The organism is Allobosea sp. P4_C6, assembly GCF_056402015.1.
In genome coordinates this window covers 1-11,863 of the sequence record NZ_JBFUIF010000070.1, presented here as the reverse complement: position 1 = coordinate 11,863, position 11,863 = coordinate 1, and the positions used below count along the sequence as shown (strand labels likewise).

The window sequence follows — 11,863 nt, the reverse complement described above, 5'->3', positions numbered from 1 at the left end:
GTGTAGCCGCGCGCGCCGCCGCCGTAGCTGAGCTCGCGATCATGCGTGACAAGCGGCCAATCGTTGCGCAGCCGCTCGACCAGATCGGGGTTGGCGATAAAGGGTTCGCCGAACGCGGCGATATCGATGAGCCCCTCCGCAATGTAACGTTCGGCCAGCTCCCTGGTCATCCCGCCGGCGAGCACGAGCGTGCCTCGAAAGCGGGCCCGGAATTTCGCCAGAAAGCCGGCCGGGATGGGCGAGCTCCCTCGCGAGCGCTGGTCCATGAAATGGACATAGGCGATGTTTCGTTTCGAGAGTTCGTCGGCGATGTGCAGATAGGTCTCTTCGATCTCCGGGTACTGTCCCATGTCGAAGAGGCCGCCATAGGGCGAGAGGCGTATTGCCGTCCGCTCGGGGCCAATCGACTCGATTACGGCGTCGACAGCTTCGACCAGGAAGCGGACGCGGCCTTCGAGCGTGTCACCTCGATAGGCATCGGTGCGGTCATTCACCAGCGGGTTCAGAAACTGCTCGATGAGATAACCATTGGCGCCGTGAAGTTCGACTCCGTCGAAGCCCGCATCGACCGCATTGCGTGCTGCCTTGGCGAAATCCGCAATGACGCCTCCTACCTCCTCTATCGACAGTGCGCGCGGCCGCGATACGTCGACAGCGCCGGGCGTGCCATCGGCGGTCAGACCCCAAGCCTGCGAGTTGCGCGCGATCTGTGCGGTCGAACTGACCGGCGCGATGCCGCCCCGCTGATTGGAAACATGGCTGACCCGCCCGACATGCCATAGCTGGGCGAAGATGGTACCACCCTCTTCATGCACCGCCTCGGTCACCCGGCGCCACCCGGCGACCTGCTGGCTCGTGTAGATGCCGGGGATGAAGAGGAATCCCTCGGCGGAGGGCGAGATCGGGGTTCCCTCGGTGACAATCAGGCCGGCGCCCGCGCGCTGGCGGTAATACTGCGCAGTGAGATCGTTGGYGATGCCGTCCGGGTTTCGCGACCGGGTCATGGGGGCCATCGCGATGCGGTTCGAGAGCGTATGGCCGCGCATGGCGAAGGGCTCAAACAATTTGCTCATCTCTAGAATCCTCATCGGATTGGAAATGGCGGCTCGATGTCGCCTGGCCCTGCAAGATGGCGGTGGGGCGTTTGCTTGATAATCCGCTCACGCTAATCTGTGATTCAATTTCAAAGGCGAGAGCATGGACAACCGGGCAGGCGAGATGCAGGTCTTCCTGCGGGTTGTTGAAGCCGGCAGCTTTTCCGAGGCTGCGCGGCAGTTGCTGACGACGCCATCCACGGTGAGCAAGCTCATTGGCAGGATCGAGGACCGGCTCGGCGTGCGTCTCGTCGAACGCTCGACGCGGCGCCTTTCGCTGACTGACGAGGGGCGGCTCTATTATGAGCGCAGCAGCGCCTTGCTCGCGGAGCTCAACGATATCGAACGCGAGCTTGCGCAGGGGGCGGGTCACGCCAGCGGTACTGTGCGCGTCAACGTGTCGGTCGCTTTCGGAGTGCACGGATTGGTGCCGCTGCTGCCGGCATTCTGGGAGGCACATCCCAACATCATTGTGGATGTCTCGCTCTCGGACGAGATCGTCGATCTCTATCTCGATCGGACTGACATCGCATTCCGCGTCGGGGTGCTGGCCGACTCGAATTTGATGGCGCGCAAAATCGGCTCTGCCTCCCGGCGGATCGTTGCCGCTCCAGCTTACCTCGAAAGGCACGGCGTGCCCCTCACGGTCGAAGATCTCGACGGGCATAACTGCCTTGGTTTCAATTTCCGGCGAGCGGCTCCGGTCTGGCCCGTTCGGCAACACGGGCGTATCGTTGACCGGTTGGTTCGCGGCAGTCTCCTCGCCAATAACGGGGAGACCGTCCGTCAGATGGCGCTCCAAGGCGTGGGGTTGGCACGGCTGGCCGACTTCCATGTCGATCCCGACCTCGCCGCCGGACGTCTTGTCGAAGTGCTCGCGGATCCTGCCACGGCCGATTTCGAGGAGGTCCATGCCCTTTATCTTGGCGGGCAGCGCGTGCCGCAACGCGTGCGCGCCTTCCTCGATTTCATGGTGCCGCGGCTGCAGGCCTTCATGGCGAACGGACGCGCGCCGGCCTCCGCCGGCGGCTCGGTCAGCCCTGCTCGATAAGCTGTTTCAGCGCCGCCAGGCCCTCGCGATAGACCGTTTCGTAGCGTGCGATGGCCTCGGTCGGACTGATACCTATCGGGCTGAAGCTGCTCGACCAGGTTGCTACCGCTCCGCCTTCCTCGTCGCGGACAGACATGACACCGACATAGCCCGATACCGGGTCCGGACTGTCGAGGTGAGCATAGCTGTAGCGGTACTCGCTCTGGCTGAATTCCAGCAGTCGTTCGACGATTGTCGCCCCGTTCGACGTTACAAGCCGTCGAACACGCCCACCGTCGCTGAGCTCGCTGCTGCTGACCATATTCAGCCAGCGGGGCAGGAAGTCGAACCCGCCCATGATCGACCAGACGCGTTCCGCGGATGCGGCAATCGCGACGGAAACACTCACCTCGATCATCGCTCTTTCCTTTTCAAAACGGGCTGAGCCGCCCGCTTTTTCAGCCAAAGCTCGCCACGATCTTCCCGTGTGAAGCCGTGTGGTCGAAGGTGACGATCAGGCCACCTTCTCGGCTTTCATCGGCGCATCGACGCGGATGCGCAGCAGGCGGAACGGCGGGGAGCTTTCATCCACACCGCCATTGAGGACGGGAAGGCGATGCAATTGATTGGCGGTAATGTAGAGCCAGCGCCCTTCGCTATCGAGTTCGACCCCGTCGGGCCAACCGAGCCGGTCGCGATCTTGAGCGAGGATCGAGTAGCCCATGGGCGAGGCCAATCCAATCGCGCTGTTCTCGACATCAGTCACATAGATGTTGCCGAGGGCGTCGACGTCGAAGCCGTCACAGCGCGGTTTGGCGCACCAGTACTCCATCTGCGCCGCGAGCGCCGCGACGTCGCTTTCGTTAGCCAGTGCGTCGGCAGGGATCCGATGGACGGACGTTCCTGACATCGCGMCGAAATAAACCCATTTCCCAAGGGGATCCATCGCGATCGGGTTGAGCCCGTAGCGATAGGGAACGAGCTCGCCGTCCGCCATTCGAAGCGATATCGTCTTGCCGTCGACCCGCACCGGGTCTGCTGGGCATCAGCGTGGGGTGCGCCTCGAGCATGCGCCGGGACAGGCCGGTATCGAGATCAACAACGATGATCGCCGGGTAGTCGCTGGCCCCGCCTGGATTCAGCGTCATGTCGGCGATGTAGATGCGCCGGCGGCGGCGATCGATGACGAAATCCTGGGCGAAGGAACTCGGCCGCAGGACGTTTTGCGGCAGGACAATCACCTTGTGAAGTCGGTTCTCGTAATCATTCCAGCCGACGAGCTTCGGCTGGTGAGTGCGATCACCGAGATCGAGCATCCAGACGATGCCGTCCGCATCCGCCCGAATGCCAATTACGCCGGCCATCCCTCGGCCATCGGGCCGTGGCTTGCCGGCCCAGAACTCATCGGGATAGGGGGTGTGGTTGCCGTCGCTGGCGATGGCCCGAACCGCGAATTCGGGAGCGATGATCGCCGAGATGGAGACCAGAACCCGCCCGTCGCGCATCACCGTCGGGTTACCCGGCCGCTCGTCGGGAAAGATGGCGACCGTTTCCAATTGACCCTTGTTCATCATCGCCCCCTTACGATTTCGGCTGAATGAAACCGGCGGGCGTTCCATCCGCCGGTTCGACAAAGATGATGTCGCTCGGTTCGCGGCGCGGCGTATCCACCGAAACCATGAACAGCGGGTGCTCGATGATCTCGGGCATGCCGTGCACGGTGCCCTTCTTGAAGAACAGCATCTGGCCGGGGCCGACTTCAAAGGGCTCGCGGTCGCCCATGAAGAAGCGCCCGCGGCCCGACAGCACGATCAGGTACTCGTCGCAGGTCGCGTGGTAATGCGCTGGCGTAGGGCGATAAACGCGGAAGACGCGCGCGCTCGCCTCGTCCTCATCGGTCAGCCGCGCATCGACGAGGAGGGATTCCGCAGCCTCCGGGAAAGTCGTGATGATTTCATTGAGGTCAAAGGCGGCGTGAGGGGCTGCCTCTACAAGCTTTTTGCGTTGGTGCGTCGGGGCCATGGCGAAGTCCTTTGCATCTGGCGCCTTGCTGATCGGCGCCTGCTCCGCAGCGAACCTAGGCCCGTCGAGTCGCAGGCAGAATGAGGTGGCGACGAACAGGATTTGAGAACCGAAAGCACAGATGATCAGCCGCTAGCCCGAAGCGGGATCATCCTCGCGGCGCCGGCGGCGAAGACCGGAGCGCGCAGGGGTTGGTGGAGTGTCGGTTGCAGTGGGGCGCATGCCGTTCCCGCATTGCCAATGCTCGAGGATCGGCAGGAGTTTTTTATAGCGTTAGAATTCGATGACTTGGCGCACCGCGCTGCCATCATGCAGCCGGTCGAAGCCTTCGTTGATGTCTTCAAGTTTCAGCTTGCCGCTGAGCAACTTGTTCACGGGGAGGCGCCCGTCGCGATAAAGGTCGACGAAGCGCGGAATGTCTCGGACGGGTACGCAGGTGCCAATATAGCTGCCCTTCAGGGTGCGTTCCTCGCCGACCATCTGCACCACATTCACCGCCAGCGCGGAACCGGGTGGCGGCAGCCCCGCCGTCACCGTCGTGCCACCCCGTTTCGTCATCTTGAAGGCGTTGTCCAGGGCGCGGATCGAACCCGCCATCTCGAAAGCATAGTCGGCCCCGCCTCCGGTCCATTCGCGAACCTGTTCAACCGCATCCTCATCGCGGCCATTGACCACCGCGGTCGCCCCCAGCTCCTTGGCTAGTGCAAGCTTCTCGGGCGAGAGATCGACTGCGACGATCTTGCTGGCGCCCGCAGCCCGCGCTCCCAGAACTGAGGCGAGGCCGACACCACCGAGCCCGATCACGACTGCCGTAGATCCCATTCGAACCCTTGCCGTATTCACGACCGCGCCGACACCGGTCAGCACCGCGCAACCAAACAGCGCGGCTTCGACGAAAGGAAGGTCGCGGTCGATCTTCACGAGAGAATTGCGGGACACGACCGCATGATCGGCGAAGGCCGAAACGCCGAGGTGGTGATGGATTCTCTCGCCCCGCCCGCTCAACCGGACCGAGCCACCCATCAACGTACCTGCTGCGTTCGAGACGGCTCCCGGTTCACAAAGGGCCGGACGTCCCTCAGCGCAGGGACGGCAATGGCCGCAACTGGGCATGAAGACCATGACGACGTGGTCTCCGGGCTCAAGATCGTCGACGCCCTCGCCCAGCGCCTCGACCACGCCGGCTGCCTCGTGCCCCAGGGCCATCGGCATGGGACGGGGCCGGTCGCCGTTGATGACAGAAAGGTCGGAATGGCAAAGGCCGGCTGCTCCGATGCGGACCTGCACTTCGCCGGGCCMCGGCGGGGCCAGGTCGATCGTTTCGATCACGATCGGCCGGCTCTGGGCATAAGGCCCTGGGACGTTCATCTGCCGCAAGACGGCTGCCTTGACCTGCATGTTCCTATCTCCGGTTGGGCCGAAACGTGACGGCCTTCACACCGGAGCTTGCAGAGGCCCTGTCATGCCCGGAAGCAGGCGAGGCTTCGCATCAGTTGGGAAGCGAATTCGGGAATAGAGCGCGCCGARCTGGCCTATGGCCGCTCATCCAAAGCCTGCTGCGGTGGAAGCGCAGGCGAAGCAGCTAATCTCAGACTTGCCACCTTTTCCGTCAACGCGACCCATCCAACCGAAAAATTTTTCGCTTGCAGTCCGCTTAAAAGGAAATATGATATATGATGTTTTAAATCAGATCATTCCCCGATCGGTTATCCGGCGGGCCGCATGCCTTCGTCAGCTCGGCTCCCGCTGAATGCGGAATCGACGCCCTGGTCGTCCGCTGGCAGGAGGCGCCCGGGAACCTTCTCGCCAAGGGGAGGGCTGCAGACATTCAAAACGTTTGAAGGAGCAGACAATGACCGGCAAGATCATGGATCGTAGAGCTGTTCTCGCGGGTGCGGCCGCCGCGGGGGCTGCGGTATTGCTGCCGCGCTCCTTCACATCCGCCATTGCGCAGTCGTCGGCGAGCAGCACGTTTTCCCCAACCGAGACGATGCCCGGCGGCTCCAATAACTACGTTCCGAATGCGCCGGTGGTGCGGAATCTGGGCGCCGGCTTCGTCGCGTCGGGCGTGGTTCGCAGGGCGGGTGATGGCGCGCCTCTGCCCAATATCCGGATCCAGATCTGGGCCGCCACCGAGCGCGGCGGGGAGCGGATTGCAAGCAACCGCGGCAGCGTCATGACGGGGCCGGATGGCGGCTACCGGCTTGAGATTTCGCCGATAGTTCCCCAGTTCGGACAGCCGCACATTCATATTGCCTATGACGACCCCGGCTTTGCGACGCTGTTCCTGCGACCCGTATTGAACAGTCGGCATGATACGAGCATCACGGCCGATTTCGTCCTCGCGCCGGAGGTTTCGAATGGGCCGCGCCGGAGTTGATGGGCGCCGCATCGCAGCATGGATCGTGGTGGTGAGCATTGCCGCAGCGCCGGTCATCGCCGCCGCGGCAAATCCGCTGCAGGGTGGGCGAGAGATGCTTTGGATCACGGGTGGCATGGCCGGGGTGGTGGCGCTGTGCCTGCTGTTCATTCAGCCGCTTCTGATGGCGGCCGCACCGCCGCTGCTTGCGGCGAAGGACGGCGTCCATTGGCACCGCTGGACAGGGATAGCGATCGTCGCCGTGGTGGCATTGCATGTCGGTGCGCTCTACGCCTACAGCCCGGGCGACATGACCGATACGCTGCTGCTGGTCGCACCGACGCCGTTCTCGCTCTACGGGGTGATCAGCCTGTGGTGTCTGGTGCTGATGGCCGTGCTGGTGGCGACCCGGCGTTTGCTCCGTTTTAGCTATCGGCTCTGGCGCGCCCTTCACAGCGTACTGGCGGTGGCTGTTGTCGGCGCCGGCGCGATACACGCCATTCAGATCGAAGGGGTGATGGAGGAATACTCCAAGCTCTCGGTCTGCATCGCGGCGCTGGCGGCGACGACTGTCGGCGCGCTTGAGGTCAATGTACTTGCGCCCTTACGTCGCCGCCGGATTCTCCAAAGCATATAGGTCATTAGCTTCGACCTGAGTCACCTTCTTACGGGTAGCGTTCTGCAGTTTCAGAAGAGTTTTGTTCGGGGGGGCGTCGTATCTGTTCTCAATATGATCTCAAGTCACTGTAATAAAATGGCAATGGAATTGCTAAATAAATAAAGTGCATCGATTGATTTAATTATAATAAAAATTTCTCGTTCGATTCTGTAAATTACATATTTACCTCGCAAATTTCGGTGTGCTTTTACGCCGCCCCAACCAGAATAACCGGAGAATATTCGATGACGATAGACCATTCTGATATGACATCGATGTCCAGGAAAGTCCTGGAACATCATATGGGCGCGTTTGCTGCGGGCGTGGACGAGGTCCTTGCCGACTATACGGATGAATCAGTGGTGATCACGTCGAAGGGCGCCATTCGCGGCCTTTCGGAGTTGCGCTTGTTTTTCCAGGGGTTCATCGATAGTGCGGCGCCTGCATTCTGGGACGCCTATGTCCTCGAAAGCAAGGTTTGTGATGGCGAATACGCGTTCATTACCTGGAATGCGAAACCGTTCGTGACCTTCGCTACCGATACATTTCTCATACGCGATGGCAAAATCCTGATGCATACCTATGCTTCGGTGGCCGTATCGTAGGATTGTGGTCGGTATTGAATCCGTAATTCACCGACCGACGCCGGCCCTACATCATTGCCGCGACAGCTGAGAGCGGACGTTTGCGATCGAGACCCTAGACGGTGGGGGGCAACAGAAACGCTGCCCCTCTTACCGATATCGAAACGGTCTCTCCGATCTGCGGCTGATCGACACTCGAAACCTGTGCGGTGAAGCTGATCGTCTCCGCCCCGTGATGTGCCCGCAGCGTCACGGTGCATTGGGCACCCTGGAAAGAGACGTTCTCGACATGAGCTTCAGGACCCGAGCCATCCGGCGAAAGCTGGAACTGCTCGGGCCTGAGCATGATGACGCCTCTTCCGCGGCGGTCCCCTGTTTCCGCCGGGAGCTTGCCCAGCCCGCAGGTGACGGTGCCGCCTCCGATCTCGGCTTCGAGCAGGACGGCGTTGCCGAGGAACAGCGCGGTGTCGACATCCATCGGATGCCAATAGAGCTCGGTCGGCCTGCCCGATTGCACCAGGCGGCCTTCACGCATGACCGCGAGCTGATCGGCAAAGGACAGAGCCTCGGCCTGATCGTGCGTGACCAGGATCGTCGTGATTCCGGCCTGGGCCAACACGCGTGCCACAGCCTGCCGGACATTCTCGCGCAGCCCCGTATCGAGCGCGGAAAACGGTTCGTCGAGGAGCATCAGGGTCGGCTTCCGGGCGAGCGCCCGGGCGAGCGCGACACGCTGCTGCTGTCCTCCCGAGAGCTCATGCGGCCGGCGGGTGAGCATCGCGGCATCGAGCTCGACGAGCTCCATCAGTTCACGCAACCGGGTCGCCCGGTCCGGCTCGGTCCGCGGGATGCCGAAGCCGAGGTTGCCGGCGACGTCGAGATGCGGAAACAGCGCCCCGTCCTGAGCGACATAGCCGATCCGGCGCCGGTGCGCGGGCGCGATCGCCGGTCCGTCGGCCAGGGTCTGCCCGTCGAGCGTCACCCGGCCGGTATCGGGAGCCTCGAAACCGGCGATGACGCGCAGCAGCGTCGTCTTGCCCGAGCCGGAAGGGCCGACGATGGCGACACGGCTGCCCGCCGCCACGGAGAGGGACACGCGGTCCAGCGCCGCTATCGCGCCATAACGCTTCGAGACATCCGAAATGACGAGCTGGGTCATGAGCCGAGGGATTTGCGGGCCTGAGCGTGCAGCAGCGCGGTCATCGGCAGCGACAGGAGGATCATCAGGACGGCATAGGGCGCGGCCTTCGCATAGTCGAGTTCGCTGGTCAGCGCCCAGAACTCGGTCGCCAGCGTGCTGGTGCCGTTGGGCGCCAGCAGCAACGTCGCCGTCAGCTCCGTCGCCACGCCCATGGCCACCAGCGCCATCGCAGCGGCAACTCCGGGCGCGGCGAGCGGCAGCGTCACCGCGAGAAGGGCTCGCGCCGGGCTGCGGCCAAGCGACATCGCGGCCCGCTCCAGCTCGACCGGCACTTGCGCGATGCCGGCACGCAGCCCCACCAGCGCACGCGGCAGGAACATCAGGATATAGGCGAGGATCACGGTCGCGACCGTCTGGTAGAGCGGCAGGGCGATGCGCACCGTCACCGTGACGAGGGCCAGCGCCACCACGACGCCCGGGAGTGCACCGAGATAGCTGTGGCAGCTCTCCAGGAAACGGGTTGCGCGGCCGGGGGCGCGTACCGACAGCCAGGCCATCGGCAGTGCGGCCGCCACGGTCGCCAGCGCCCCGAGACCGGCATAGCCCAGTGTCCCGGCGAGGGATGCGGCCAGCGCATCCTGCCGCCAGACACCGTCTCCCGCCATCATGAGCCAGCGGGAGAGCGTCAGCATGGGCACGCCGAGGCTGAGCGCGGCGAAGGCGAGCGGCAGCGCGAGCGCCGCGACCCGCCAGGCTCCGAGCCCTTGCGGCGGGGCGGGACGCGGCGCGCCGGAACCGAGCCGGGCATAGCGCGCGTTGCCGCGCAGCAGCCATTCGAGCCCGATCAGTCCGAAGCAGTTCAGAACCAGCACGCCCGCGAGCATGTTCGCTGCCGGGCCGTTATAGCTCGACTGGAACTGGTCGATGATCGCGGTGGTGAAGGTGTCGAAGCGGATCATCGCGTAGAGCCCGTATTCGGCCAGCAGATGCAGCCCGACGAGAAGGCTGCCGCCGCAGATGGCGAGCCGCAGCTGCGGCAGGACCACCCTCATGAACACGCGAGACGGAGACTGCCCGAGCGAGGCGGCGGCATGCTCGAGCGCAGGATCGAGCCGGCGCAGTTGCGCGGCGACGGGCAGATAAAGGAACGGCAGATAGGCGAGGACGGACACCAGCACCGCCGCCGGAAGCCCGTGAAAGCGGGGCAGCAGGCTGAACCAGGCATAGGACTGGACGAAGGCGGGCACGGCGAGCGGCGCGACGGCGAGCCAGGAGAAAAACTTGGCCCCCGGCATGTCGCTGCGCTCGGTGAGCCAGGCCAGCGCGACCGCGAGCAGGATCGCGGGTGGCAGCGTGCACAGTTCGAGCAGCAGCGTGTCGACGAGCAATTCGCCGACACGGGGGCGCCAGATCAGGGCGAAGGCCGTCTGCCAGCCTGTCTCGATCGCAATCCAGGCGATGAATCCGAGCGGCAGCAGCGCGCACAGCGAGACGGCGCCGGCGAGCAGCAGCGTCGCCCGGCCGGCGAGATGGCGCTGCCGCCTGAGCGGCAAGACCGGCAGAGCCGGCGTGTCGAGGGAAAGCGAAACGGTCATGGGAGAAGGCGCGTGCGAGGGGCTCTCGCACAAGCCATCAGCCGGCGCAACTGCGTCAGAGCAGGCCGGCAGCGGTCATCAGCTCGGTGACCTTCTTGCTGTCGAGCTGCGAAGGCTCGACCTTCGGGGCGTCGAGCTTGGCGATCGGCTCCAGCTTCGGATTGGAGGCCTCGCCGTTGCCGATGGCGTATTCGAAGGAATCGCCGTCGCGCAGGACGGCCTGCCCATGCTTGCCGCCCATCCATTTCACGAAGGCTTCGGCCTCCTTCTTGTGCTTGCTGGATTCGAGCACGCCGGCGCCCGACGTGCTCAGGAAAGCGCCGGGATCCTGGTTGCGGAAATAGTGCAGCGCGACGTTGCCGCTGTTCTCGGCCGTCTTCGCCTGGTCGCCGAAGAAGTAGTAGTGATAGATCACCGCGCCTTCGACCTCGCCGGCGTTCACGCCCTTCATGGCGACGCTGTTGCCCCGATAGGCGCTGGAGTTTTCCTTCATGGCCTTGAGCCAGTCGGCGGTGACCTTCTCGCCCTTGAGGACGAGAAGCGCGCCGACGATCGCCTGGAAATCGGCGCCCGATGGCGAAGCCGCCCAGCGGCCCTTCCACTTCGCATCGGCGAGGTCGAGCATCGACTTCGGCAGGTCGGCTTCCTTCAGCTTGCGCTTGTCATAGGCGAAGACGGTGCTGCGCGCGGCGACGCCCGTCCAGCGCCCGCTCGTGGGGCGGAACTGGGCCGGCACCTGATCGAGGATGTCCTTGGGCAGCGCCTCGAACAGGCCGGCCTTCTCGACCAGCACCATCGCCGGAGAGTTTTCGGTGACGAAGACGTCGGCGGGGGAGGAGGCGCCCTCCTGGACGATCTGGTTGGCGAGTTCGGTGTCGGAGCCCTTGCGGATCGTGACCTTGATCCCGGTCTCCTTGGTGAAGCCATCGGCCCAGGCCTGGGTCAGGCTGGCGTGCTGGGCGTTGTAGACCGTGATGCCATCCTGGGCACTAACCGCGCCCGCCGCAGCGAGGGAGATGGCGAGAACACCAATTCGAAGAGCGAGGGACGAATAGGACCTCATGGCGACCTTCTCCTGCCAATACAGATTGCGCGGTGGGCCGGCGTTAGATTCCCATGGGTCACGGCTGTCAATTATTATCGCTCAGTTTATAATCATTTGAAACAATGAGCCCTCTCCTGAGCACTGCCGCGAACGTCAGTCATCCACGGCGGGCTCAACTGATCGCCGCAACACACTCGGCGAACCTCTCGGCTGGGGTTTGATAGAGCAAGGTCTTTCTGGGCCGTTCGTTGAGCTGACGGGCGATGGCGCTGAGCTGGGCCTGGCTTTGCAGGGACAGGTCGGTTCCGTGGGGAAGATACTGGCGCAGGAGCCGG

The 11,863-nt window shown here is 63.7% G+C and carries 13 protein-coding genes and 1 pseudogene; 4 read left to right on the top strand and 10 right to left on the bottom strand.

Features of this window, described 5'->3' with window-relative positions; translation table 11 throughout:
- Window positions 1–1,073, bottom strand: a 1,073-nt coding sequence (locus AC1DVA_RS24745) for an alkene reductase (RefSeq protein WP_476807619.1), incomplete at its 3' end; no start/stop codon positions are given.
- 124 nt (window positions 1,074–1,197) lie between these two features.
- Here AC1DVA_RS24745 and AC1DVA_RS24740 point away from each other — a divergent pair.
- Window positions 1,198–2,145: a LysR family transcriptional regulator gene (locus tag AC1DVA_RS24740; RefSeq protein WP_476807618.1), complete on the top strand. Its 948-nt coding sequence runs from the start codon at window positions 1,198–1,200 to the stop codon at window positions 2,143–2,145.
- Here AC1DVA_RS24740 and AC1DVA_RS24735 read toward each other — a convergent pair.
- The 5 genes from AC1DVA_RS24735 to AC1DVA_RS24715 all read right to left on the bottom strand — a co-directional run bounded on the left by AC1DVA_RS24735 (window position 2,129) and on the right by AC1DVA_RS24715 (window position 5,544).
- A complete protein-coding gene (locus AC1DVA_RS24735) occupies window positions 2,129–2,542 on the bottom strand; it encodes an SRPBCC family protein (protein ID WP_476807617.1) in 414 nt (137 codons plus the stop codon). The genes AC1DVA_RS24740 and AC1DVA_RS24735 overlap by 17 nt on opposite strands.
- 96 nt (window positions 2,543–2,638) lie before the next feature.
- Complete coding sequence (locus AC1DVA_RS24730; protein WP_476807620.1) at window positions 2,639–3,070, bottom strand: L-dopachrome tautomerase-related protein; 432 nt, start codon at window positions 3,068–3,070, stop codon at window positions 2,639–2,641.
- On the bottom strand, window positions 2,988–3,695 hold the full coding sequence (locus AC1DVA_RS24725) for an NHL repeat-containing protein (protein WP_476807621.1): 708 nt from the start codon (window positions 3,693–3,695) through the stop codon (window positions 2,988–2,990). Before AC1DVA_RS24725 ends, AC1DVA_RS24730 begins: the two co-directional genes overlap by 83 nt.
- Window positions 3,696–3,705: 10 nt before the next feature.
- Window positions 3,706–4,146 (bottom strand): cupin domain-containing protein, encoded by a 441-nt coding sequence (locus AC1DVA_RS24720; RefSeq protein WP_476807616.1) that lies wholly within the window; start codon window positions 4,144–4,146, stop codon window positions 3,706–3,708.
- A 273-nt stretch (window positions 4,147–4,419) separates the two neighbouring features.
- On the bottom strand, window positions 4,420–5,544 hold the full coding sequence (locus tag AC1DVA_RS24715; RefSeq protein WP_476807615.1) for a zinc-dependent alcohol dehydrogenase family protein: 1,125 nt from the start codon (window positions 5,542–5,544) through the stop codon (window positions 4,420–4,422).
- Between the two features lie 454 nt (window positions 5,545–5,998).
- On the opposite strand from AC1DVA_RS24715, the gene AC1DVA_RS24710 reads away from it, so the two are divergent.
- The 3 genes from AC1DVA_RS24710 (at window position 5,999) to AC1DVA_RS24700 (ending at window position 7,768) form a co-directional block, all read left to right on the top strand.
- Complete coding sequence (locus AC1DVA_RS24710) at window positions 5,999–6,526, top strand: peptidase associated/transthyretin-like domain-containing protein (protein ID WP_476807614.1); 528 nt, start codon at window positions 5,999–6,001, stop codon at window positions 6,524–6,526.
- Window positions 6,507–7,142, top strand: a complete 636-nt coding sequence (locus tag AC1DVA_RS24705) for a ferric reductase-like transmembrane domain-containing protein (protein WP_476807613.1) — start codon at window positions 6,507–6,509, stop codon at window positions 7,140–7,142. Before AC1DVA_RS24710 ends, AC1DVA_RS24705 begins: the two co-directional genes overlap by 20 nt.
- Window positions 7,143–7,408: 266 nt before the next feature.
- Window positions 7,409–7,768: a nuclear transport factor 2 family protein gene (locus tag AC1DVA_RS24700; RefSeq protein WP_476807612.1), complete on the top strand. Its 360-nt coding sequence runs from the start codon at window positions 7,409–7,411 to the stop codon at window positions 7,766–7,768.
- 94 nt (window positions 7,769–7,862) lie between these two features.
- Here the strand turns inward: AC1DVA_RS24700 and AC1DVA_RS24695 are convergent, their stop codons facing one another.
- The 4 genes and pseudogenes from AC1DVA_RS24695 to AC1DVA_RS24680 all read right to left on the bottom strand — a co-directional run.
- Window positions 7,863–8,906, bottom strand: coding sequence for an ABC transporter ATP-binding protein (locus AC1DVA_RS24695; protein ID WP_476807611.1), 1,044 nt, complete (start codon window positions 8,904–8,906; stop codon window positions 7,863–7,865).
- Complete coding sequence (locus AC1DVA_RS24690; protein WP_476807610.1) at window positions 8,903–10,483, bottom strand: ABC transporter permease; 1,581 nt, start codon at window positions 10,481–10,483, stop codon at window positions 8,903–8,905. Before AC1DVA_RS24690 ends, AC1DVA_RS24695 begins: the two co-directional genes overlap by 4 nt.
- Before the next feature lie 55 nt (window positions 10,484–10,538).
- Window positions 10,539–11,546 (bottom strand): iron ABC transporter substrate-binding protein, encoded by a 1,008-nt coding sequence (locus AC1DVA_RS24685; protein ID WP_476807609.1) that lies wholly within the window; start codon window positions 11,544–11,546, stop codon window positions 10,539–10,541.
- Window positions 11,547–11,700: 154 nt separating this feature from the next.
- A pseudogene (locus AC1DVA_RS24680) lies at window positions 11,701–11,863 on the bottom strand (IS30 family transposase); the annotation flags it as partial.

Bases quoted from the DNA above. Each gene is read 5' to 3' on its own strand.
- AC1DVA_RS24700 (WP_476807612.1), top strand. From the start codon at position 7,409: ATGACGATAGACCATTCTGATATGACATCGATGTCCAGGAAAGTCCTG.
- AC1DVA_RS24720 (WP_476807616.1), bottom strand. From the start codon at position 4,146: ATGGCCCCGACGCACCAACGCAAAAAGCTTGTAGAGGCAGCCCCTCAC.
- AC1DVA_RS24740 (WP_476807618.1), top strand. From the start codon at position 1,198: ATGGACAACCGGGCAGGCGAGATGCAGGTCTTCCTGCGGGTTGTTGAA.
- AC1DVA_RS24690 (WP_476807610.1), bottom strand. From the start codon at position 10,483: ATGACCGTTTCGCTTTCCCTCGACACGCCGGCTCTGCCGGTCTTGCCG.
- AC1DVA_RS24705 (WP_476807613.1), top strand. From the start codon at position 6,507: ATGGGCCGCGCCGGAGTTGATGGGCGCCGCATCGCAGCATGGATCGTG.
- AC1DVA_RS24735 (WP_476807617.1), bottom strand. From the start codon at position 2,542: ATGATCGAGGTGAGTGTTTCCGTCGCGATTGCCGCATCCGCGGAACGC.
- AC1DVA_RS24695 (WP_476807611.1), bottom strand. From the start codon at position 8,906: ATGACCCAGCTCGTCATTTCGGATGTCTCGAAGCGTTATGGCGCGATA.
- AC1DVA_RS24710 (WP_476807614.1), top strand. From the start codon at position 5,999: ATGACCGGCAAGATCATGGATCGTAGAGCTGTTCTCGCGGGTGCGGCC.
- AC1DVA_RS24685 (WP_476807609.1), bottom strand. From the start codon at position 11,546: ATGAGGTCCTATTCGTCCCTCGCTCTTCGAATTGGTGTTCTCGCCATC.